General features: G+C 41.0%; 20 protein-coding genes. 14 read left to right on the top strand and 6 right to left on the bottom strand.

The window, feature by feature from the left end:
- From ASL19_RS03070 to menB, 6 genes are all read left to right on the top strand, one after another.
- Nucleotides 1-465 (top strand): PD-(D/E)XK nuclease domain-containing protein (locus ASL19_RS03070; protein ID WP_200959794.1); only part of this gene is annotated, 465 nt, incomplete at its 5' end.
- Nucleotides 466-590: 125 nt separating this feature from the next.
- A complete protein-coding gene (locus ASL19_RS03065; RefSeq protein ID WP_006277392.1) occupies nucleotides 591-878 on the top strand; it encodes a hypothetical protein in 288 nt (95 codons plus the stop codon).
- A gap of 58 nt (nucleotides 879-936) precedes the next feature.
- Entirely contained in the window at nucleotides 937-3,204 is a 2,268-nt protein-coding gene (locus ASL19_RS03060) for a CHASE2 domain-containing serine/threonine-protein kinase (RefSeq protein WP_057177235.1), read from the top strand.
- A gap of 201 nt (nucleotides 3,205-3,405) precedes the next feature.
- Nucleotides 3,406-4,797 (top strand): ammonium transporter, encoded by a 1,392-nt coding sequence (locus tag ASL19_RS03055; RefSeq protein WP_057177234.1) that lies wholly within the window; start codon nucleotides 3,406-3,408, stop codon nucleotides 4,795-4,797.
- Between the two features lie 146 nt (nucleotides 4,798-4,943).
- The gene (locus ASL19_RS03050; RefSeq protein WP_057177233.1) at nucleotides 4,944-6,149 is read left to right on the top strand and encodes a 4-hydroxy-3-methylbut-2-enyl diphosphate reductase; all 1,206 of its coding nucleotides are present in this window, start codon (nucleotides 4,944-4,946) and stop codon (nucleotides 6,147-6,149) included.
- 102 nt (nucleotides 6,150-6,251) lie between these two features.
- Nucleotides 6,252-7,085 carry a 1,4-dihydroxy-2-naphthoyl-CoA synthase gene (gene menB, locus ASL19_RS03045; RefSeq protein WP_057177232.1) on the top strand — a complete coding sequence of 278 codons (834 nt, stop codon included), beginning with the start codon at nucleotides 6,252-6,254 and terminating at the stop codon, nucleotides 7,083-7,085.
- On the opposite strand, the gene ASL19_RS03040 is transcribed toward menB, so the two are convergent.
- Nucleotides 7,082-7,405 (bottom strand): hypothetical protein, encoded by a 324-nt coding sequence (locus tag ASL19_RS03040; RefSeq protein WP_057177231.1) that lies wholly within the window; start codon nucleotides 7,403-7,405, stop codon nucleotides 7,082-7,084. The two genes, menB and ASL19_RS03040, sit on opposite strands and share 4 nt — an antisense overlap.
- Before the next feature lie 318 nt (nucleotides 7,406-7,723).
- Between ASL19_RS03040 and ASL19_RS03035 the strand changes: the two genes are divergently transcribed.
- Entirely contained in the window at nucleotides 7,724-8,779 is a 1,056-nt protein-coding gene (locus ASL19_RS03035; RefSeq protein ID WP_057177230.1) for an LD-carboxypeptidase, read from the top strand.
- Nucleotides 8,780-8,835: 56 nt separating this feature from the next.
- Here the strand turns inward: ASL19_RS03035 and pstB are convergent, their stop codons facing one another.
- From pstB to pstS, 4 genes are all read right to left on the bottom strand, one after another.
- Nucleotides 8,836-9,615 (bottom strand): phosphate ABC transporter ATP-binding protein PstB, encoded by a 780-nt coding sequence (gene pstB, locus ASL19_RS03030; protein ID WP_057177229.1) that lies wholly within the window; start codon nucleotides 9,613-9,615, stop codon nucleotides 8,836-8,838.
- 103 nt (nucleotides 9,616-9,718) lie between these two features.
- Nucleotides 9,719-10,588, bottom strand: a complete 870-nt coding sequence (gene pstA, locus ASL19_RS03025) for a phosphate ABC transporter permease PstA (RefSeq protein WP_057177228.1) — start codon at nucleotides 10,586-10,588, stop codon at nucleotides 9,719-9,721.
- Nucleotides 10,589-10,685: 97 nt separating this feature from the next.
- Nucleotides 10,686-11,684: a phosphate ABC transporter permease subunit PstC gene (gene pstC, locus ASL19_RS03020; protein ID WP_057177227.1), complete on the bottom strand. Its 999-nt coding sequence runs from the start codon at nucleotides 11,682-11,684 to the stop codon at nucleotides 10,686-10,688.
- Nucleotides 11,685-11,809: 125 nt separating this feature from the next.
- A complete protein-coding gene (gene pstS / locus ASL19_RS03015) occupies nucleotides 11,810-12,847 on the bottom strand; it encodes a phosphate ABC transporter substrate-binding protein PstS (RefSeq protein WP_057177226.1) in 1,038 nt (345 codons plus the stop codon).
- Nucleotides 12,848-13,096: 249 nt separating this feature from the next.
- On the opposite strand from pstS, the gene ASL19_RS03010 reads away from it, so the two are divergent.
- The 5 genes from ASL19_RS03010 (at nucleotide 13,097) to ASL19_RS02990 (ending at nucleotide 19,056) form a co-directional block, all read left to right on the top strand.
- Nucleotides 13,097-14,401, top strand: a complete 1,305-nt coding sequence (locus ASL19_RS03010) for an FAD-dependent hydroxylase (RefSeq protein ID WP_057177225.1) — start codon at nucleotides 13,097-13,099, stop codon at nucleotides 14,399-14,401.
- 120 nt (nucleotides 14,402-14,521) lie between these two features.
- Nucleotides 14,522-15,127 (top strand): hypothetical protein, encoded by a 606-nt coding sequence (locus ASL19_RS03005; protein WP_057177224.1) that lies wholly within the window; start codon nucleotides 14,522-14,524, stop codon nucleotides 15,125-15,127.
- Between the two features lie 105 nt (nucleotides 15,128-15,232).
- Nucleotides 15,233-17,407 (top strand): transglycosylase SLT domain-containing protein, encoded by a 2,175-nt coding sequence (locus tag ASL19_RS03000; RefSeq protein WP_057177223.1) that lies wholly within the window; start codon nucleotides 15,233-15,235, stop codon nucleotides 17,405-17,407.
- 55 nt (nucleotides 17,408-17,462) lie between these two features.
- Nucleotides 17,463-18,251 carry a twin-arginine translocase subunit TatC gene (tatC, locus tag ASL19_RS02995; protein ID WP_040009106.1) on the top strand — a complete coding sequence of 263 codons (789 nt, stop codon included), beginning with the start codon at nucleotides 17,463-17,465 and terminating at the stop codon, nucleotides 18,249-18,251.
- A 46-nt stretch (nucleotides 18,252-18,297) separates the two neighbouring features.
- On the top strand, nucleotides 18,298-19,056 hold the full coding sequence (locus ASL19_RS02990; protein WP_057177222.1) for a YebC/PmpR family DNA-binding transcriptional regulator: 759 nt from the start codon (nucleotides 18,298-18,300) through the stop codon (nucleotides 19,054-19,056).
- 7 nt (nucleotides 19,057-19,063) lie between these two features.
- Here the strand turns inward: ASL19_RS02990 and bioD are convergent, their stop codons facing one another.
- Nucleotides 19,064-19,756, bottom strand: a complete 693-nt coding sequence (gene bioD / locus ASL19_RS02985) for a dethiobiotin synthase (RefSeq protein WP_057177221.1) — start codon at nucleotides 19,754-19,756, stop codon at nucleotides 19,064-19,066.
- A gap of 254 nt (nucleotides 19,757-20,010) precedes the next feature.
- Here bioD and ASL19_RS02980 point away from each other — a divergent pair, with 254 nt between their 5' ends.
- Together ASL19_RS02980 and ASL19_RS02975 are read left to right on the top strand one after the other, a co-directional pair.
- Entirely contained in the window at nucleotides 20,011-21,420 is a 1,410-nt protein-coding gene (locus ASL19_RS02980; RefSeq protein ID WP_096543529.1) for an aspartate ammonia-lyase, read from the top strand.
- 100 nt (nucleotides 21,421-21,520) lie between these two features.
- Nucleotides 21,521-22,507 carry a DUF362 domain-containing protein gene (locus ASL19_RS02975; RefSeq protein WP_057177220.1) on the top strand — a complete coding sequence of 329 codons (987 nt, stop codon included), beginning with the start codon at nucleotides 21,521-21,523 and terminating at the stop codon, nucleotides 22,505-22,507.
- Nucleotides 22,508-22,612 lie beyond the last annotated feature (105 nt).

Below are 22,612 nucleotides of genomic sequence, written 5' to 3'. Positions count from 1 at the left end.
TTTATTAACGCCTATACGGAAAATGTGAACGAAAAGAGTGGGATTCAAGACTCTCTATACGAGTTTATGAATAGAGGGGATGTGGAATCAATGATTATGGCAATTAAGAGATTGTTTGCGGGTATTCCCTGGCGGAATTTCACTAATAATGACCTAGCGGATTTTGAAGGATATTATGCCTCTGTGATTTACGCCTTCTTGAGTTCCTTAGATGCTAGAGTTATCCCGGAGGACATTAGCAACTATGGTCAAGCGGATATAACCACCATGCTTGGAGCCCATATCTATGTGATGGAAATCAAGGTGGTAGAGGGGAATCAAGTCCAGGGAAATCCAGCACTTGACCAAATCCTCCAGCGAAACTATGCTGAAAAATACCGTGGGGAACCGGGAAAATCTGTCCATGAGATTGGTTTGATATTTAGTCGCAGCCAACGGAATCTTATACAAGCGGACTGGCAATAAGTCTGGTTAGGTAAACTTAGGGCTTGTTAGTTTGCTTTTTGTGAGTAGGTATAGCGTTGACAACTCAACAGTTGGCGTGATAAAATACTATCCACACTGAATCAGTATAGTAGAGTGAAGAAAAAATGACAGTTTGGTTGATATGCTTCTTATTATTATTTGCCATAGCGGAGGTATTCAGCTGGGCTTTTGACTGGTTGGGAGAGTTATCTCTACCCTTACCTATACACATTTTGGCAGGGTCAATTTTAGCCGTCGCTTCTAACTATGATAGGATACTAGCTCCTTATAACTATAATGGGGAATTTTGGTCAAGAACATCGAGAATAGACAATACTACACCGGAGATAACCGTATCTCCAGCTGCAATTAACTACAATCTTTTAGATCAAGAAAATATTAACAATAACTAATCAGCACTAATTGCAAAAACTTCTTTGGTGAGCAAACAGTTTAGACCACCTGTTGAATATGATTGACCAACTGATCAGGAAAATGCGTATTGCCTCTGTTGCCAATAAAGTCTGTACTAGTAAGAACACGAATAGACATATTAAGAAAAACTTAATTGCTAGGTCAAAAAGGGACTTGCATAATTTTTGGTCGGTCATTCTCGCCACCAGTATGGGAGTAACAGGTGTGATATGGGGGGTGAGCGAGATGAAATGGTTGCAAAGTATGGAGTTAGGTATTTATGACCGAATGTTGCGACTCCGCCATCGAGAACCCATAGATCGAAGACTTTTATTAGTGACAATTACAGAGGAAGATATAAAAAGGGAAAAATGGCCTCTATCAGATCAAACTGTAAATCAACTAATGAAAAAATTGGCATCTTATCAACCAAGAGTAGTAGGGTTAAATATTTATCGTCCTCAACAAAAATATAAAGATTTAGGTAACAATGTAGCAGGATCAGGTCAGGTAATTGCAACTTGTCTATTAAGTAATATTGGGAGGTCAGAAGTTCCTCCTCCTGGTAACATTCCCATAGATAATATCGGGTTTGATGATGTGGTTAGTGATAATCAAGTGGATCAGGTGATTCGTCGGGGTTTATTATTTGCTGAACCCACGGAGAAAGACGAAAAATGCCAAACGGAATTTTCCTTTGGCACCTTATTAGCTATTACATATTTAGATCGGCAGGGTATAGGATACACCTTCGGTCAAAATCAAGAATTGCAAATAGGTAAAGCCGTATTTCACCGCTTAGATAAAAATGCGGGAGGTTATCAACATGTAGATACAAATGGCTATCAAATTTTATTAAACTATCGTCGTCCCCAGGATCTAGCCCAACAGGTTACACTCACACAAGTACTGAAAGGTAAAATTAAACCAAGTTGGATAAAAGATCGCCTAGTAATTATAGGTGCTACTGCTAATAGCGTACATCCGGGATACTATACACCCTATAGCAGTTTATCTGATCAAAGCCCCAGACTGTCCCGTATGATGATCCATGCCCAGGTGGCCAGTCAAATCATTAGTACAGCACTGGATGGTAGAGCTGTAATTAATTATTGGTCAGACTGGTTAGAATGGTTATGGATTTGGAGTTATGCAGTTATTGGTGCAATTTTGACCAGAAAATGGCATCATCCTATCCCCATAACAATAGCACTAATTATGGTCATTGGGTTCAGTTTAGCTATTGTAACTATTTTGTCTTGGCAAGCTATATGGATACCCTTTATTCGACCAGTCCTATGTTTGATCATTAGTAGTATTGTTGTAATTAGTTATACTAATTATCAAGTACAAAAACAGAACCAGATAATTCTGGACCAGGTGCAAAAACAACAGCAAGCAATTGAGGAAATGAGTTTGCTATGGGAGCAAAAAACCCAACTTCCCACCCACGTTGACCAGTTTGATTTTGTTGATGCGGTTACATCTGGAGATACGGATTTACTTTTAGCTGGACGCTATCAGATCATGAGAAATCTGGCTTCAGGAGGTTTTGGCAGGACTTATTTAGTAGAAGATACTCAAAACCAAAACAAGGATCAGCATCATACCTGTGTGATTAAGCAATTAATGCCAGCCCGGAGAGATGACAAGTTTTTGCAGGTTGCTCGTAGACTATTTAACACTGAAGCGGAAATTTTAGCCATTGTAGGTCAACACCCGCAAATTCCCCAACTGTTGGGTTATTTTGAGGATAGACAGGAGTTTTATCTAGTTCAAGAGTATATAGTAGGTCATACTTTAAGTCAAGAGTTACCTCCAGTAACGGGTGCTAAAAGCCAGAGTTTTGTTATTGCTATGTTACTAGAAATCTTAGAGATTTTATCTTTTATACATCAACACCATATAATTCACCGGGATATTAAACCTAGCAATATTATGCGACGCCATCAAGATAATCGTCTGTGTTTAATAGATTTTGGCGCAGTGAAATTAATTCAACCTCAAATTAATCCTGGCACTGAGTCAGCTACGGTTTCCATAGGTACAAGGGGGTATTCACCACCTGAGCAATTGGCTGGTCATCCCCGTTTATCTAGTGATATTTATGCTTTGGGTATGATTGGGATTCAAGCTATTACTGGAAATTTTCCCCAAGAATTGCCATTAGATCCCCAAACTGGCAATGTGGTTTGGCGACACCTTGGTATAGTTAGTGATCAGTTGGCAAGTATTTTAGACAAAATGGTTTGTTATAATTTTGGCGATCGCTATTTGTCCGCTAGGGCGGTTATTGAAGATTTAAACTGCAGCTTCTCACCTTAGTTGCAGGGTAGTCATATATATTCAAAAAGTACATAAGAAAATCAATAATTTGTAGTCTAACTAACTATTATAAAAATAATTTCTTTGTTAAGTTTCTAGTATGCTTAATCTAGGTAACTTCTGAATCTGTACAAGTTTAAAATCTGATGCTATGTACTGACAAGTAGTACAAGACAATTGACTACATAGGAACAAAAACAAGTGCGGAAAAAATTTTTGATCATCGGGGGTTTGACAGTACTTTTCACGACAGTGCCACTGGTAAGTGGTGCTTTGGCTGAAACGGCAAAAAGTGCCCCACCTCCTGATACAGGAGACACAACATTTGTCCTGATTTCTTCCGCTTTGGTGCTATTGATGACACCGGGGTTGGCCTTCTTTTATGGTGGATTTGTGCGATCACGCAACATCCTCAACACCTTAATGATGAGTTTTGTGTTGATGGCAATTGTGGGGGTAACCTGGGTACTATGGGGCTATAGTTTATCCTTTGCTCCTGGGTTGCCATTTATTGGGGGTTTACAGTGGTTTGGTTTAAATGGTGTGGGTTTGGAAACAACAGGATATCTAGCAGGTTCAGCACCGCAGGAAGTAGTTTCTTACGCATCAACAATACCCCATCAAGCATACATGATCTATCAAGCCATGTTTGCAATTATCACTCCAGCTTTAATTTCTGGAGCGATCGCGGAGCGGATGAGTTTTCGCGCCTACTGTCTATTTGTGCTGCTGTGGTCGACCTTTATTTACACACCTTTAGCTCATGCGGTATGGGCTAAGGGTGGATTTCTAGGTCTATATGGTGGTTTAGGTGCCTTAGACTTTGCTGGTGGGACTGTAGTACATATTAGTTCTGGCGTGTCTGCTCTTGTAGCAGCAATTGTACTTGGTCCTCGCAAAAACCATCCCGATCGTCTCGCACCACCTCATAATGTCCCCTTTATTTTATTAGGTGCAGGTCTGTTATGGTTTGGCTGGTTTGGTTTTAATGCTGGTAGTGCCCTATCTGCTGGCACTATTGCTACAGTAGCATTTGTTGCAACTAATACATCTGCCGCCGCAGGAGCATTAATGTGGTTAATCTTGGAAACTAGTCTAAGAGGGAAACCCACTGCTGTAGGAGCAGCTACGGGTGCAGTAGCAGGTCTAGTAGGTATCACCCCCGCTGCAGGATTTGTCACTCCACTCGCGGCAATATTAATTGGTTTCATTACTTCCTTTGTGTGCTTCTATGCAGTTAGTTTAAAGCATAAACTAAATGTAGATGATGCTTTAGATACCTATCCCGTACATGGTGTGGGAGGAACACTAGGAGCAATTTTAACCGCTATATTTGCCACTACTGAGGTTAATTCAGGAGGAAAGGACGGATTACTACGTGGGAATTTTGGGGAATTATTCGTCGAATTAGGGGCGATCGCCATAGCTTATGTTATATCAGCTGTGGGAACATATCTGATTTTGAAATTCATTTCAGCCACTGTAGGACTGCGGGTGCAAGAGGAAGCGGAGCAACAGGGTCTAGATGTTAACGAACACGGAGAAGAAGGTTATAACTCTGAGTTCGGCGATCGCATTAACATTTTAGAGTAGTGAAAGAGGGCAAAGGGGATCGGCCCACCTAGCCCTCATTTTCATAAGTTAACTCTTTACTAAGCGTTTTGCTCAAAGCTATAAATTGAAAAATCATGGAAAATTATAAGAGAATAAGAAGTATTAATTTTAGTAGACAGTAGAAAATGGATACCAAAACTTTTAAGCGTACACTACAACACTCAGAAAACTATAATCGGAAAGGATTTGGACACAAGGAAGAAGTATCCACCCAATTACAATGTGAGTATGAAAGTAGCCTAATTCAAGAAATACGCAATAGTAACTACACGATTAAAAAAGGCAACACTACTATCCGACTAGCTCAAGCCTTTGGATTCTGTTGGGGTGTGGAGCGCGCAGTAGCGATGGCATACGAAACTCGTCAACACTTTCCCACAGAAAGGATTTGGATCACCAATGAAATAATTCACAATCCCTCGGTTAATCAACGTATGCAAGAAATGGGAGTGGGATTTATCCCCGTAACTACTAATAAAAAAGATTTTTCAGTAGTTGAACAAGGGGATGTAGTTATTTTACCCGCCTTCGGTGCTAGTGTACAAGAAATGCAAATCTTACATGACAAAGGTTGTCAAATTGTGGATACAACTTGTCCATGGGTTTCTAAAGTGTGGAACACAGTGGAAAAGCACAAAAAAGGTGAATTTACCTCAATCATTCATGGCAAGTACAAGCACGAGGAAACAGTAGCGACTAGTTCCTTCGCTGGCAAATACCTAATTGTATTAAATTTACAAGAAGCCGAGTATGTAAGCAACTATATCCTCCATGGTGGTAACCGGGAGGAATTTTTAACCAGGTTTGCCAAAGCCTATTCAGCGGGTTTTGACCCAGATAAAGACTTAGAGAAAGTAGGGATTGCCAACCAAACAACCATGCTCAAAGGAGAAACAGAGCAAATTGGCAAAATATTTGAAAAGACCATGATGCAAAAATATGGCACCTTAGCACTGAACGATCATTTTCAAAGTTTTAACACCATCTGTGATGCTACCCAAGAAAGACAAGATGCCATGTTAGAACTAGTTGAACATGAATTAGACCTGATAATAGTAATTGGCGGGTTTAATTCATCAAATACTACCCAATTACAACAAATAGCTATTAACAGAAATATTCCTTCCTATCACATTGACAGTGTGGAGAGAATTAAACCTAGTAATGCAATTGAACATCGGCAATTAAACGGAGAAATAGCAACCACAAAAAACTGGCTACCTATAGGGGAAACAATTGTTGGCGTGACTTCTGGTGCTTCCACACCTGATAAGGTCGTAGAAGACATTATCGAGAAAATTTTTACCCTAAAGGCGTTCAACATCAACTGATTTAAATGTTTTTTAATTTTTGTTTGCAGACGGATACAAATCCGTCTGTTTTGTTACAGAATAAAAGTCAACTAATGTTTTCACCCTAATATGATGAGCCATATGAAACCCGACTGGAAAACCGTTAAACATTACGAGGACATACTCTATGAAAAAATAGATGGTATTGCTAAGATAACCATCAATCGCCCCCATAAGCGCAATGCATTTCGTCCAGAAACAATATTTGAAATATATGAAGCTTTTTGTGATGCTCGTGAGGATACAAATATTGGCGTAGTGCTGCTAACAGGTGCAGGACCTCATACCGATGGTAAATATGCTTTCTGTTCCGGGGGAGACCAAAGCGTGAGGGGAGAAGGCGGTTATGTTGACCACACTGGAATTCCGCGCCTAAACGTGTTAGATCTACAACGTCTGATTCGTTCTCTACCTAAAGTAGTGATTGCTTTAGTAGCGGGATATGCTATTGGTGGAGGTCATGTTCTGCATCTAGTGTGCGATCTAACCATAGCAGCAGATAATGCGATTTTTGGGCAAACAGGACCGAAAGTAGGTAGCTTTGATGGTGGTTTTGGTGCTAGTTACCTAGCGCGAATAGTTGGACAGAAAAAAGCTCGGGAAATTTGGTTCCTCTGTCGTCAATACAATGCACAACAAGCCTTAGAAATGGGTTTAATTAATACCATTGTTCCGGTTCAGGATCTAGAAATGGAGGGAATAAACTGGGCTAAAGAAATTCTAGACAAAAGTCCTATTGCCATACGTTGTCTAAAAGCGGCATTTAACGCAGACTGCGATGGACAAGCTGGAATACAAGAGCTTGCTGGTAACGCCACTTTACTTTATTATATGACCACAGAAGCAGCAGAGGGTAAACAGGCATTTTTGCAAAAACGCCCCCCAAATTTTCGGGATTTCCCTTGGTTACCCTAGCGAGAACCGGGGAGAGTGGAAAAAGCAGTTTCCTCAATGCTTGTAATTTCTTGAACTTCTGGAACTGGGAGATTCTCAGTCCTAGTATCTAGATGACCGGGAACGGATAAAATTGGTAACATTGGTTTAGTCAGTGGTAAATTCCAACTTTCCTCCAAAGACTCCCATGTAGGTGCGAAAGCGGGAACAGCTAAAGAGCAGGCCTTCCAACAACCTTGTACGGGTGCGCTTAACTGACTACAAACACCACCTCTACGTCCTTCCGGTTGATAATGGCGACAGTACCTACAAGCTGATGCTAACGGGTTGATTGGTTTCATAATCGTTACTCTTGACGGTGGTTGATAACTATTTCCAGTGGTATTTAATATTGTGATCCCAAGAGAAATAGACCAAAAAGCCGAGGAGTTATTATGTGTTGGGGGTTTTAGCTATTTTTACTGAAAAATAATTTTTATTATATTTTTATATTCTTGTTATATTTCTATATGATTGGTGAAGTAACCACATACTTGTTTTAGCTGAAAGCCATTGGGGATCAAGGACAAATATTAAACTTTGGATTATGTCAGGTTGTTAACTTAATACCTTATATTCGGCATTTTGGGGCGATCATTTAGTTAATATAGGTGTCAACAATGAAATTGAACCGTCGTCAGTTCCTCACCGTTTCGCTGGCCAGTCTAGCATCCTTGTCGCCACTGGGTTACAGCTTCCCTACCCTGGGAACCACTACTAATAGTACCATCAAACCACGAAGACTAAAAACTGGTAATGGCGTTGGTCTAATTAGTCCTGCTGGTGCAACCTTTTTACCAGAGGAGGTGGAAATCGTCCAGGATGCTGTTAAAGCGTTGGGAATGATTCCCTATCTTGCTCCTCATCTTTTGGCACGCTATGGCTATTTGGGGGGAACAGATGTCCAGAGAGCAGCTGATATCAATCAGTTTTTTGCCGATAGTACAATCTCCATGTTATTGCCAATGCGTGGAGGTTGGGGTTGTGCCAGGATTTTGCCCTATTTAGACTATCAAGTAATCAGGAAAAATGCCAAAGTGTTAGTGGGTTTTAGCGACTTAACGGCATTAAATTTAGCAATTTATGCTAAAACTGGCTTAATCACCTTCCATGGTCCCAATGGTTTAACATCCTGGCGTGCTGAACAGGTAAATTGGTTTCGACGGGTTCTATTCGCCGGGGAAAAGCTTAATTTTGCCAATGAAGCAGACCCAGACGATAGGGGAAGGTTGATGAGGGTAAAAAACCGCATTCAAACCATTACCCATGGAAAAGCACGGGGGCGATTAATAGGAGGCAATCTTTCAGTGATTTCAGCCATGGTAGGATCCGCTTATTTGCCGAATTTTGCGGGGGCGATTTTATTTGTGGAGGATGTGGGAGAGAGTATTTACCGTATAGACAGAATGTTAACACATCTGAAATTGGCAGGAATTTTACAAAATTTACGGGGGTTTATTTTTGGTCAGTGTACTAATTGTGCACCAGATGGAGGATATGGTTCCCTAACCCTAGAAGAAGTTGTCCGCGACCACATTCAATCTTTGGCAGTCCCCGCTTGTATGGGATTGCAAATTGGACATCTGGAAAATATTGTCACTTTGCCCATTGGTATCGAGGTGGAAATGGATGCTACCGATGGCACAATTGTTATGTTAGATTCCGCAGTTAATTGAACTACCGACAGTTGGTTTCCCTGTGAGTAGTTCAATACATCCAACAGGTCAAAGCATCAACCAAATCGCCCCGCAACATAATCGCGGGTACGCTCGTCTAGGGGACTGCCAAATATTTGGGTTGTAGCACCAAATTCTACCATTTGTCCAATACGACTTTCATCTGTACTGAAGAAAGCTGTAAAGTCAGCAACCCGTGTCGCCTGTTGCATATTGTGGGTAACAATAGCTATGGTTAGTTCTGATCGCAAACTGTGGATTAGTTCCTCTACTTTTAGGGTAGCAATGGGATCTAATGCTGAACAGGGTTCATCCATTAATAAGACTTTGGGTTTTACTGCTAAAGCACGAGCAATACAGAGTCTTTGCTGCTGTCCACCAGAAAGTCCTAAAGCAGATGAGTTCAGTTTATCTTTTACCTCATTCCACAAAGCAGCACCTTTGAGAGCAGACTCCACAATGTCATCTAATTGAAATTTTGGAGCCCCACCAGAAATTCTTACCCCGTAAGCAACATTCTCGTAAATGCTCATGGGAAAAGGGTTTGGCTTTTGAAATACCATGCCGATTTCCCTTCTCAACCGATTAATGTTAATCCGGGAATCGTAAATACTCTGCCCAAAAAATTCTACGCTCCCATCCACCTTGACTTTACCTTCTAATTCACTAATGCGATTTAGGGCTTTGATAAATGTGGATTTGCCACAACCACTAGGACCTATTAGTGCGGTAACTCGATTCTTGTAAATATCTAAGGATATGTTCTCGATAGCTTTGTAGTTACCGTAGTAAAAACTGAGGTTTTTAATCTTGATAGCTGGAGTCAGATTAGTCATTTTAGATTATCTCCCATACTGAATTCTTTGTTTTCGCGAACCAGGACACGCCTTACAATCATTAGATATCTCACAGACCTTTCCAAATCACTCACAAACTTCACTAACGCAATTTACTCTTGCGACCTAAAAAACGAGAGAGCAAACTAAAAAATAAAACTAAACTCAGTAGTATTATAGAGGTAGTCCAAACCAATTGATTAACTTTAGGATCGGGACTATTGTACAAATTAAAAATTAATACTGGTAAGGACGCTGTGGGACTGATTAGACCATCTGACCAGTTTTGACTAAATAGCGCTGTAAAAATCAATGGCGCAGTTTCACCAGCTGCACGAGCGATCGCCAGGGATACACCAGTGGTAATCCCAGGTATAGCTGATTTTACTACTATTCTAAATGTGGTTTGCAGTTTTGTTCCTCCTAAAGCTGCAGAAGCTAGTCTCTGATGCACTGGAACTAGCTTGAGTGCTTCCTCTGTGGTCAGGGTAATGACGGGTAACATGATTACGGAAAGAGCAAATCCCCCCGCTAAAGCACTAAACTCTTTAGTGGTTAGTACAACTACACCATAGGCAAACATGCCCACTACAATGGAGGGTACACCGGTGAGTATAGAAGTGAGGAATCGCACCAATTTATTGATTTGGCTGTTCTTGGCAAATTCTGCCAAAAATATGCCGGTTATGACTCCCACAGGTACGCTGAGTAGAGTAGCAATACTAACCATAAGTAGAGTACCCAGAATAGCATTGGCAAAGCCATTATCAATTAGGGGGAGATAGAACATTTCTAGTTTTAGACTAGAACTTCCCCGGGATATAATTTCCCATATAATTGATCCTAATGGTAAAAATGCCAACAGACTTAATATGAAGGATAAACCATTCATCAAATAACTAAATAACAGTCTATTAGGTGGTAGGGGATCTAATAATTCCCTAGCAAAAGATTCATCTGTTCCGGAATTCATATAGGTAAATGGTAGGTAAACTGAGTGATTTGTGATGGGTAATTTTATGTGGGCAATTTTCGGCGCAAACTAAATCAGAATTTCTATTGGCATACCACTAAGAGTTCTTTTTGCCAACCCACTGAACTAATAGTACAGCAGCAATATTCACAGCTAGAGTTAATACAAACAAAATTAGTCCTAAATAACTTAATGCACCAATATGTAATCCCGGCTCCGCTTCGGCAAATTCATTAGCTATAACAGCGGGAATTGTATAGGCTGGATCAAGCAAAGAAAGACTAATTTGGGCTGAGTTACCAATTACCATAGTTACTGCCATGGTCTCACCCAAAGCACGTCCTAAAGCCAACATGGCCGCACTTACCATACCTGAAAATCCCGCAGGTAATAACACTCGAAATATGGTTTCCCAGCGTGTTCCACCTAAAGCCATGGATGCGGTTCTTAATTCCCGGGGAACTACCATTAACACATCACGAGAAATGGCAGCCATCGTGGGTAAAATCATAATAGACAAGATAATTCCAGCGGTCAACATATTATTACCTGCTGGATCCTGAGTGTTAAATAAAGGTATAAATCGGAGAAAGTTACTAATCCCCTTTTGTAAAGGCTCTATTACAGGGATAAATACAAATATTCCCCATAAACCAATAATTACACTGGGAATAGCTGCAATTAGTTCTACCACAAAAGCAATGGTGTTTCTAACTGGTAAGGGCAAAAAGTCCTCACTCGTAACCAAGGCCACAGATATACCCACAGGTACAGTTAACAAAATAGCGATCGCACTGCTGACCAAAGTTCCATAAATATAAGTTAACGCTCCAAATAACTGATTACCTGTATCCCAATCTTGGTCCCAGAGAAATCCTAAACCAAATTGGAGAACAGCGGGTTGAGCTTCTTTGAAGATGACTAAAGTCATGACAATTAATATTGTCACAGTGACCGCAGCAAAGAAATAAACTAAAAATGTGAATCCCTGATCAAGGCGGAAATTTAATCCACCACTTACCTGTAGGTCTAAATTTTGATCACCACTCACATAGGCGCGGGAGTGGTCTTCACTTGGTGGAAATGATTCATTCATGGTGGGAAATCATATTAAAAAAAGAACAAAAATTTGAGTGACTGCTCGAGTTGATATAGACTGACTAAAGGGGGATGGGGCTCGTTAAAAGCCAAACCACCTTTCCCCCATTTTTTAAAAAAGCCTTACTTAACAGTGCTATTCACAGTTTGTAAAACCCGATTAACCACGTCCTGAGGTATTTTTGTGTAATTTAGGTCGTCATTAAACTGTTGACCATCTTTAAGTACCCAGTTAATCCACTTTTTGATAGCATCAGCTTTAGAAGGATTAGAGTACTTTTGATAAATCATCATCCAGGTTAAACCAACAATGGGATAACCCTGGGCTGGATCACCAACAAATACGCGATAGTTTGCAGGAAAGGTCACGGTTGATAGAGCTGCATTAGAAGCTGCTAAAGAAGGAGCGACAAATTCTCCTTTCCTGTTCTGTATTTCTGCAGATCTGAGGTTGTTTTTGGTAGCATAGTCATATTCTACATAACCAATAGACCCAGGAGTACGAGCTACTAAAGCAGCTACACCAGGATTTCCTTTTCCTTTCAAAACGTTGGGTAGAGTCCATTTTGGTGCGGTATTAGCTCCTATTCTACCCTTGAAATAAGGATTTATAGAACTGAGATGATTGGTGAAGATAAAGGTTGTACCGCTACCATCCGCACGAACTGCAAATCTGATTGGTTGATTTGGTAGGTTAACACCAGGGTTATCTGCTTTAATTTGCTGATCATCCCAATTAGTAATTTTACCAGAAAAGATGTCAGGTAAGGTTTTACGAGACAGTCTTAGTCTATTGACTCCTGGTAGGTTATAAACCACGGAAACCGCACCACCAGCTGTTGGTACTAAAATTACACCGTTTTTAACTTTAGCTATTTCGTCATCTTTCATAGCTGCATCGCTGGCACCAAAATCTACTGTGCCCGCAATAGTTTGACGAATACCACCACCACTACCAATCGCTTGGTAATTAACTTTCAATTCTGGATGTTTCTTTCTCACTTCCCTTGCATAACGCTCATACAAAGGAGCAGGAAAGGTCGCACCTGCACCATTTAATGTCTCAGCTTGAGCAATTGCTGTTAATAATGGACTAAAACCTAGGACTGTTGTTAGTGCTGCTGTAGAAACTACCGGACGGAAAATAGTGGTTAATGTCATGTTACCTCGTGTTTAAGGGATATTATACTAGCCATTGTTTGCTTGACGAAGTTACGTCCCAAATCTAGCTTTATGCCCACTGATTAAGATTTTTTTAATAGAAGCTAAATAAAAGATTAAGGTTTGGTTAAGATTTGATTGAGAATTTTTTAAGTATATTGGAATACAAGCGCTGTGCAAGGTGATTTGGGTTGCCCTCTAAGAAGAGTTGGGTAAAAATGGAAGGTAAGAGGTTTTCTGAGGTTAAAAATGTCGTTTTCATCATCTGAAGTTGCTCAAACCCCTAACTCCCGACTAGCTACCACAGAAAGCCATGATTATGATTTGATGATTGTGGGTGGTGGTATTGTTGGTTTAACTTTAGCTGCTGCTTTGAAGGATTCAGGCTTAACTGTTCTTTTGGTGGAAGCTCAGGTGACATCCACAGCGGTAGCTAAGGGACAAGCCTATGCTATACACATGTTATCAGCACGTATTTTTCAGGGTATTGGTATTTGGGGAAAAATTCTCCCTCACATTGCCAAGTATAGACAAGTGTTTCTATCGGATGCTGAATATCCAAATGTAGTCAAATTTCAAACATCCGATTTGGGGGGAGAAACACCGGAACTGGGTTATGTGGCAGAGCATTTTGCCCTGTTGGAACCCCTCCAGGAATTTGTCAGAACTTGTGCCAATGTGACTTATTTGTGTCCTGCTACTGTGGTTAGCACTAAAACTAGTGGGGATATAGTAACTGTAAATATTCAAATAAATGGTGCAGATCAAGTGTTTCGCACTAAATTAATGGTAGCTGCTGATGGTTCTAAGTCCCCTCTTCGTCAAGCTGCAGGAATTAAAACGAAGGGTTGGAAATATTGGCAGTCTTGTATAGTCGCTTTTGTCAGACCTGAGAAGTCCCACAACTACACCGCTTATGAAAAGTTTTGGCAAAGTGGGCCCTTTGCCATTTTACCCCTAACTGGTAATAGGTGTCGTATTGTGTGGACTGCTCCCCATGAAGAAGCTAAGACCCTGTGCACTTTAAGTGATGAGGAATTTTTGGCAGAATTGACTCGTCGCTATGGTCACCAGATGGGTAAATTAGAATTGCTGGGAGAGCGGTTTGTTTTTCAGGTACAGTTAATGCAAAGCGATCGCTATGTTCTCCCCCGGTTGGCTTTGGTGGGTGATGCAGCTCATAACTGTCATCCCGTGGGTGGACAGGGTTTAAATTTAGGTATCCGGGATGCTGCTGCTTTAGCTGAAGTTATTCAAACAGCTCACCAGCAAGGAAAAGATATTGGTAACATCCAGATTCTGCAGCAGTATGAACGCTGGCGCAAAAATGAAAATTTGGCGATTTTAGGGTTTACAGACCTATTAGACCGTATATTCTCCAATAACATCTTACCTATGGTCATTATTCGTCGTCTAGGTTTATGGTTAATGCAGAGGATACCCATATTAAAGGTTTTTGCCCTAAAATTAATGATTGGTTTCCAGGGTAGAACCCCCCAATTAGCTCAATTATCGCTAAATACCAACTTCCATGGACTAAATAACCAGTTATGATTAAGTGGGTGAGTGGAATTAAATATAAGACCAACGTAGGTTGGGTTGAAGTATGAAACCCAACACCACGGGTCTCGTTACTCGACCCATCCTACAAATAATTGTGCCTCCCTACTTACTATGATTACAAAAACTACTAAATTGATATCGCTTGTATCGGTTATTTCACTTCCCTTAGTTAGTTTGTTTATACATAATCACTACACAACTGGTCAAACTCCAACTATTAGCCAATTAGCACAAGTAAAATCCATATGGCAGCGGTTTTCCTCCCAGGAAGGAAAATTTAGCGTGTTGTTTCCGGGTACACCAAGGCTTAGCCAGCAAAAGATGACCAGTGATAATGGGGAACTACAGGTAAATCTATTTACCGTAAATCGTCCCCAGGAGGAGGCAAAATATACGGTTGCCTACATTGATTATCCAGCACAATACATTCAATTGTTACGAAGTAGAAATCTGGTGGAACAAGCTATAGAGCAGGGCAAAAGTACAGCATTAGAGAGAGTTCGGGGAACTATTGTCAGTGAGGAAAAAAAGACCTTGGGTGATAACGTGGGTATAGAAGTAAATTATACTACTCCTGCCGGGAAAGTTGTCAAGCAGAGAGTATTTTTAATTGACAACAGATTTTATCAGATTACTGCGGAAACCACTCAAAAAAGACAAAGGTTTTTGACTAGAAGTATGCAGGGTTTTTGTGATTCTTTTAAGTTGTTACCATAAGGTTATGTTCCCGAATATCCTATGAAATGGCAGATTGATTCCCAAAGTTTTTGAGCTAGTGCTAGATTGGCACAAAACCGTTGGCTAGGCTAGAAGTAAGTATCCATGTTAAAAAAACTACAAAACAAGCAAGTCTATTTGATTACAGGAGCGGGGCTCGGCGCCTTTCTCTTAGGTGTGGGGTTCTCATTTCCCCAGGCGCAAAAAACCTTGAGCAAATGGTTTGACCCCAGTCAGGTAGAAGCAAATCAGTCAATTCAAATGGACCAATCTCCTTCAACTGTTGGCATGACTGTAGCTCAATCTTTACCAGAAAGATCTAGTAAGCTCAGGGAAATTGCTGAAAAAGGAGACTCTCCAGATCGAGAAAGGGCCCGCTATGTCTTGGCTAGTGATTATATTCAAACGAATCAAGGTAAACCAGCGTTGGAATTATTGGTGGGTTTGGAAAAAGATTATCCAGTTTTGGCATCTTATATTTTATTGAAACAAGCCCAAGCTCAAGATATGTTGGGGGAAAAAGGGTTAGCTTCTGACCTGCGTCAAAGGGTATTAAGGGATTATCCAAAAAGTCCCGCAGCGGTGAAAGCCATGTATCTCATTGGACAACCAAAACTACAGGAACGGGCGATCGCCCAATTTCCCTCCCACCCTCTCACTTGGGAAATTATCCGCAATCGTCTGCGAGAAAACCCCAATCAACCCAAATTACAATTAATCTTGGCTAAGTATGCCACAAATGAACCAGGAACCGTAGGTTTTTTAGATAACTTGGTTCAACAGTCTTTGCTCACTCCAGCAGATTGGGAAGTAATTGGTGCAGCATATTGGGATAATAATGAGTTTATTAAAGCCAGTAGTGCCTATAAAAATGCTCCTCAAACAGCTAAAAACCTATATCGCACTGCTCGAGGTTTACAGTTAGACAAGAAACGGGAATTGGCAATTGTAATTTATAAACAACAAGTCAAGTTGTTTCCTAAAGAGAAAGAAACAGGAACAGCTCTGTTAAGACTGGCAGAAATGGCCCCTGGGAAGGATGCCATAGCTTATCTTGACCAAATAATTGCTCAATTTCCTTCTCAAGCACCACAAGCATTAGCACAAAAGGCTAAATTGCTGACCAGTCTCAAAGATAATCAGTCAGCTAGTGAAACCTGGAAATTACTCCTAAGTAAATATAGCAGCTCTGATGCTGCCACAGAATACCGTTGGCAAAATGCTCTGGCTAAGGCTAAAAACCGTGATTATATTGGTGCATGGGAGTGGGCACAACCAATTCCTACTCAGAACCCTGAGAGCATTTTAGCACCAAGAGCTAGTTTTTGGGTAGGTAAGTGGGCAAGTCTACTGGGTAAAAACGAGGAAGCTCGTAAGTCTTATGAGTACGTACTGGCTAATTTTCCACAATCTTATTATGCTTGGCGCTCCGCTAGAATCCTGGGATGGGACGTGGGTGATTTTAATAATCTGCGCCTACTCAACCCCCAAATTACCTCACCCCAACGTCCTTTACCCCCTGCTGGTACGGATACCTTCAAAGAACTGTATTTAATGGCACAAGACCGGGATGCCTGGTATGAGTGGGAGACGGGATTTAAAAATAACAATCAGCCCACGATAAAAGAACAGTTCACGGAAGGGTTGATGCGGTTAGTAAAGGGTGATAACCTCATTGGTATTGCTAAAATATCTCAGTTGGAAGATAGGGAAACCCCGGAGGAGAGAGCTGAATATGCTGTTTTAAGTCGACAAATTACCTATTGGCAAGCACGATATCCCCTATTGTACTTAGAACCAATACAAAAGTGGGCTTCAGCTCGTCAGGTAAATCCCCTGCTGGTGATAGGTTTAATGAGACAGGAATCAATGTTCCAACCTAAAATTAAATCAGTAGCTGGTGCTGTGGGTTTAATGCAAGTGATGCCAAATACAGCTAAATGGATAGCACCACAAATTGGTGTGGATATGAAAACTATTAACCTGGAAAACCCCAATGATAATATCATGTTGGGAACTTGGTATTTGGATCATACCCACCAGGAATATAATAATAATTCCATGTTGGCGATCGCCAGTTATAATGCAGGCCCTGGCAACGTTGCCAAGTGGTTACGAACCATACCCAAACAGGATCCCGACGAATTTGTGGAAGAAATACCCTTTGGGGAAACCAGAAATTATGTGCGTCAGGTGTTGGGGAATTATTGGAATTACCTACGGTTATATAACCCAGAGATTTCAGCGCTAGTTAGTAAATACGCCAAATCTGGAAATTAACCAACGGTAAAAAGATAAAATGTAAAATAGTTAAGGAATGTTGCCAACCCAACTCATGACACCTTTACCAGAAACAGAGACAGAAACCATAGATTTTGCTGAGGACACCAGTAATTTACCCGTGGATCCCCTAGATGAACTCCCAGACGAAGTAGAAATGCCGTTTTTTGACCATCTGGAAGAACTGCGACAGCGCATTTTCTATTCTTTAATTGCTGTAGTGGTAGGTATTGTGAGTTGTTTTTTAGTGGTCAAACCCCTGGTGCGACTACTGGAAATACCAGCTCAAGGGATTAAATTTTTGCAATTAGCACCGGGAGAGTATTTTTTCGTCTCCCTCAAGGTTGCTGGTTATAGCGGGTTAGTTCTATCCAGTCCCGTAATTCTTTATCAGATTATTCAATTTGTCTTACCCGGTTTAACTCGTCGTGAACGCCGACTATTAGCTCCCATAGTTTTTGGCTCTAGTATATTGTTTTTAGGTGGATTAGTATTTGCCTATTTATTACTTATTCCTGCCGCTTTACAATTTTTTGTTAAGTATGGAGCTGACGTAGTAGAACAGCTATGGTCAATTGAAAAATATTTTGAATTTATTCTGTTGCTATTATTTAGTACTGGTTTAGCCTTTCAAATTCCAGTTATTCAATTATTGCTAAGCAAGTTAGGAATTGTTTCGTCACAGCAAATGCTCAATGGTTGGAGACTGGTGATTATGTTATCTATGATTTTAGGAGCAGTGTTAACACCCTCCACCGATCCCCTCACCCAAAGTCTATTAGCAGGAGCAGTCCTGGCTTTATATTTTGGTGGTGTTGGTTTAGTCAAACTAACGGAGAAATAACCGTTTAGTATTAGTTTAGTCTTAATTAGTGTTGTTGGTACTGGTTATGGCAGGACATAGTAAATGGGCAAATATTAAACGTCAAAAAGCGGTAGTAGATGCCAAAAAAGGCAGTGTTTTCACTCAACTTTCCCGGGCAATTATTATTGCTGCTAAAAATGGTATACCAGACCCTACAGGAAATTTCCAACTGCGAACAGCTATTGACAAAGCTAAAGCAGCAGGTATCCCCAATGATAATATTGAAAGGGCGATCGCTAAAGGTGCGGGTACTTTAGGTAGTGATAGTCATAGTTTAGAAGAGATTCGCTACGAAGGTTATGGACCAGGTGGGGTAGCTATACTAGTGGAAGCATTAACAGATAACCGCAATCGAACTGCAGCGGATTTACGGGTTGCTTTCAGTAAAAATGGCGGAAATTTGGGAGAAACCGGTTGTGTCAGTTGGATGTTTTCCCAAAAGGGGGTTTGTATAGTTACGGGGGTGGAGGATGAAGAAAACTTATTAGAAGCATCCCTTGTCGGTAATGCTGAGAGCTATGAAATGATTGACCAACAAGTAGCTGAGGTTTTCACCCAGGTATCTGACCTGGAGAAATTGAGTCAAACACTCAAAGCTAAAGACTTTAAACTGACAGAGGTGGAAATACGTTGGATTCCGCAAACTGAAGTGGAAGTTACCCATATAGACCAAGCTAAGTCCCTGCTAAAACTGATTGACACCCTGGAAGGGTTGGATGATGTGCAAAGTGTAACAGCTAATTTTGATATGGCGGAAAATATTATTAAAGCATTTTCTATGTAAACCGAACTCAGCCAACCTGTAATTCAGACAACACAGGAATTGTCAATTTGGATGCAACTTCAGCCAGGGTTTCTAAGTCATTAACTTCCTCTAGGTATGGTAAACAACCTAAAACCGGAAAGTTAGTTAAAGACTCAATTAAATAGGTTGGCGTTAAATCGCCTATTTCTTCTTCCGAACGAGGTTGGTTACAGTTCAAAACAATCCCCAATAAGTTTATTTTGGCTTGTCTAGCCAAAGCCGCATTAGCTACGGATTGAGCGATCGCACCTAATCTAACAGGGACAACTAGAACCGTTGGTAAACGCCATTCTCCCGCCAAATCGGCCACGGTCAATTCATCCGTTACGGGTGAACCTAAACCCCCGAGGGACTCCACCAGTAAAAAATCCCTTTCCCTTTGTAATTTGAGAAAAGTTCGCCAAACCAGACCCAAATCAATAGTCCGATTTTCCTTGGCCGCAGCAATTGGGGGTGCCAACGGTGCTTGAAAATACAAAGGGGTGATTTCTTCCTCGGACTGATCCAAACTAAAAAGAGACTGGTAGGTTTCTTTATCACCTACACCAGACTGTAAAGGTTTCATGATTCCCAAGCGACTTTGGGGAAGGTACTTTAGCCAGTAAGCCGCTATAGAACAGGTTAATATGGTCTTGCCAGCACCTGTATCAGTTCCAGCGATTAGTAGTGTGTTAGACAATTTATTAGCGGGTATTCAGGTATGTTTCACAGTGAACAAATGGAAAAGGAGGATCCTAACACTACTATAGTATCACTTATGGGATAATTTATATTTTGGCGTAAGTAGGGAGGCACAATTATTTGTAGGATGGGTCGAGTAACGAGACCCATGGGGGTGTTGGGTTTCATATTTCAACCCAACCTACGTTCATCTTATATTTAATTCCACCCACCCACCTAATCTCCAATAAACTATCATTAACTATGTGAGTAATTATGAGTAATATAGATTTTCGCATTGAACGGGATTCCATGGGCGATCGCCAAATTCCCAATAACGTATATTATGGGATTCAAACCCAACGCGCCCTGGAGAACTTCCCCATAAGTGGAATCAAGCCACTAGCCAGCTATGTAGATGCCTGTTTGTACATTAAGAAAGCAACTGCAATAGTTAATGGTGAGTTGAGTTGTATACCCTTAGATATAAGTAAAGCCATAGTTCAAGCGACAGACGAAATACTAGGGGGGAAATTACGGGATCAGTTTGTGGTAGATGTTTACCAAGCAGGAGCAGGTACATCCCACCACATGAACATCAACGAAGTTCTAGCCAATCGAGCCCTAGAAATTTTGGGGGATGAGAAAGGAAATTACCAGCGGGTTAGTCCTAACGATCATGTTAACTATGGTCAGTCTACCAATGATGTCATTCCTACAGCTATTAGACTAGGTGGTTTATTGGCCCTAACCCAAACCCTGCATCCCGTATTAGAAAAGGCAATTGCCACCCTAGAAGCAAAAGCGGTGGAATTTCAACACATTGTTAAATCGGGAAGAACCCACCTTCAGGACGCGGTTCCAGTGCGGTTAGGGGAGAATTTTCGAGCTTGGTCCCATATTCTTAGTGAACATCAAAATCGCATATACACTGCTTCTGGGGATTTGATGGTCTTGGGTTTAGGGGGAAGTGCAGCTGGTACGGGAATGAACACTCACCCCGAATACCGCAAAAGGGTAGTGGAAGTGCTTTCCCAATTATTAGAAATTCCCCTGGAACCAGCGCCCCATTTAATGGCTGTTATGCAAAGTATGGGAGCATTTGTTAATACTTCTGGTGCAGTGCGCAATCTGGCACAGGATATGGTGAAAATTTCCCATGATTTACGCTTGATGGATTCTGGACCCAAAACCGGATTTAAAGAGATTCAATTACCACCCGTACAACCAGGGTCTTCTATTATGCCAGGTAAGTATAATCCAGTTATGGCAGAAATGACATCTATGGTTTGTTTTCAGGTTATGGGATATGACCAGGCGATCGCTCTTGCTGCTCAAGCGGGACAATTAGAATTAAATGTGATGATGCCGCTTATAGCCTATAACTTGATTCATAGTATTGAGATATTAGGTAATACAATTAGAGCTTTGACAGATAATTGTATTCAGGGTATTATTGCCAACAGAGAAAGATGTTTAGGTTATGCTGAGGGAAGTTTAGCTTTAGTTACAGCATTAAATACTCATATTGGTTATTTAAATGCTGCTGCTGTAGCCAAGGAGTCCTTAGAAACGGGGAAATCTCTAAGACAAATTGTTTTGGAAAGGGGACTAATGACCGAAGAACAACTGGCCTTGGTTTTAGATTTGGAACAAATGAGTACTATTGTTCCACTGTGCTAATTTTTCGGGGGTAGGGTAACCCATGAGGGGAACCTACGTTTATCTTATATTTAATTCCACCCACCCACTTAACTAGAATCAATTAACCACTCCTTAACTTATGCTGACAACAAAACCACAAGTTAGTTTAATTAGAGCCACATCCTACCAACAGGATGCTTTAAAAGAATCCCTAACCACCCTATTAGATCCCCTGGGGGGAATAGGAGCTTTTGTTAAACCTGGAAACCGGGTACTATTGAAACCCAATTTATTAACAGGTGCCCGACCCACCAAGGAATGTACTACCCGTCCAGAACTGATTCGCGCTGTTGCGCAGCAAGTGATAGAATCTGGTGGCAAACCTTTTCTAGGAGACAGTCCAGCTTTTGGTACTGCCAAGGGTGTGGCCACGGCCAATGGATTGCTGCCACTTTTAGAGGAGTTGAACATTCCCATTGTGGAATTTCGTGGTCAACGTTATACCTGTCCTGAGGGTTCCGGAAAAAGCTATGAATTTAATCATCTGCTCTTGTCGAAGGAAGCTATGGAAGCAGATGTGATTATTAATTTACCAAAAGTGAAATCCCACATGCAATTAACAGTCACTATGGGAGTCAAAAATCTGTTTGGTTGTGTCCCAGGAAAGATGAAAGCTTGGTGGCACATGGAAGCAGGTAAAGATGCCAAAAAATTCGGAGAAATGTTGGTAGAAACTGCTAGAACAATTAATCCTAGTTTGACTATTTTGGATGGGATTATTGGTCATGAAGGTAATGGACCTAGTGGTGGTGAACCCCGTGAGCTAGGTGTTTTAGGTGCATCAGAGAATGTGTTTGCCCTAGACCGAGCAGTATTAGAAATACTTAAAGTTAATCCCATGCAAGTACCTACCATGGTAGCTGCCCAAAATTTGGGTATTTGTCCTGAATTGACGGACATAGAATTTCCCCATTTATCTCCGGATTTGTTACAAATAGAGGACTGGCGATTACCTGATAATTTAATGCCCATTGATTTTGCTATGCCCCGTGTAATTAAGTCAACTTTCAAACATCTTTATATCCGGTTTATCAAGGAACCAATGGGTGCTTACAGTCGAGGTTAAAAGCCAAAGGGGTGGGAGTGGGGACTTATGGAAATGTGAAGTACCAGGGAAACAAAGATTAAAAAAGATAAAGTAGGTGACAAATCTTATCTGTAAGTTATATAA

It is taken from the genome of Cylindrospermopsis sp. CR12 (genome assembly GCF_001432185.1).
In the GTDB taxonomy this organism is placed as follows: Bacteria; Cyanobacteriota; Cyanobacteriia; order Cyanobacteriales; family Nostocaceae; genus Raphidiopsis; species Raphidiopsis raciborskii.
Note: the sequence above shows the minus strand (reverse complement) of the source record. Positions and strands in the feature narration are given on the sequence as shown.

Bases quoted from the DNA above. Each gene is read 5' to 3' on its own strand.
- ASL19_RS03065 (WP_006277392.1), top strand. From the start codon at position 591: ATGACAGTTTGGTTGATATGCTTCTTATTATTATTTGCCATAGCGGAG.
- ASL19_RS03060 (WP_057177235.1), top strand. From the start codon at position 937: ATGATTGACCAACTGATCAGGAAAATGCGTATTGCCTCTGTTGCCAAT.
- ASL19_RS03050 (WP_057177233.1), top strand. From the start codon at position 4,944: ATGGATACCAAAACTTTTAAGCGTACACTACAACACTCAGAAAACTAT.
- menB (WP_057177232.1), top strand. From the start codon at position 6,252: ATGAAACCCGACTGGAAAACCGTTAAACATTACGAGGACATACTCTAT.
- ASL19_RS03040 (WP_057177231.1), bottom strand. From the start codon at position 7,405: ATGAAACCAATCAACCCGTTAGCATCAGCTTGTAGGTACTGTCGCCAT.
- ASL19_RS03035 (WP_057177230.1), top strand. From the start codon at position 7,724: ATGAAATTGAACCGTCGTCAGTTCCTCACCGTTTCGCTGGCCAGTCTA.
- pstB (WP_057177229.1), bottom strand. From the start codon at position 9,615: ATGACTAATCTGACTCCAGCTATCAAGATTAAAAACCTCAGTTTTTAC.
- pstA (WP_057177228.1), bottom strand. From the start codon at position 10,588: ATGAATTCCGGAACAGATGAATCTTTTGCTAGGGAATTATTAGATCCC.
- pstC (WP_057177227.1), bottom strand. From the start codon at position 11,684: ATGAATGAATCATTTCCACCAAGTGAAGACCACTCCCGCGCCTATGTG.
- pstS (WP_057177226.1), bottom strand. From the start codon at position 12,847: ATGACATTAACCACTATTTTCCGTCCGGTAGTTTCTACAGCAGCACTA.
- ASL19_RS03010 (WP_057177225.1), top strand. From the start codon at position 13,097: ATGTCGTTTTCATCATCTGAAGTTGCTCAAACCCCTAACTCCCGACTA.
- ASL19_RS03005 (WP_057177224.1), top strand. From the start codon at position 14,522: ATGATTACAAAAACTACTAAATTGATATCGCTTGTATCGGTTATTTCA.
- ASL19_RS03000 (WP_057177223.1), top strand. From the start codon at position 15,233: ATGTTAAAAAAACTACAAAACAAGCAAGTCTATTTGATTACAGGAGCG.
- tatC (WP_040009106.1), top strand. From the start codon at position 17,463: ATGACACCTTTACCAGAAACAGAGACAGAAACCATAGATTTTGCTGAG.
- ASL19_RS02990 (WP_057177222.1), top strand. From the start codon at position 18,298: ATGGCAGGACATAGTAAATGGGCAAATATTAAACGTCAAAAAGCGGTA.
- ASL19_RS02975 (WP_057177220.1), top strand. From the start codon at position 21,521: ATGCTGACAACAAAACCACAAGTTAGTTTAATTAGAGCCACATCCTAC.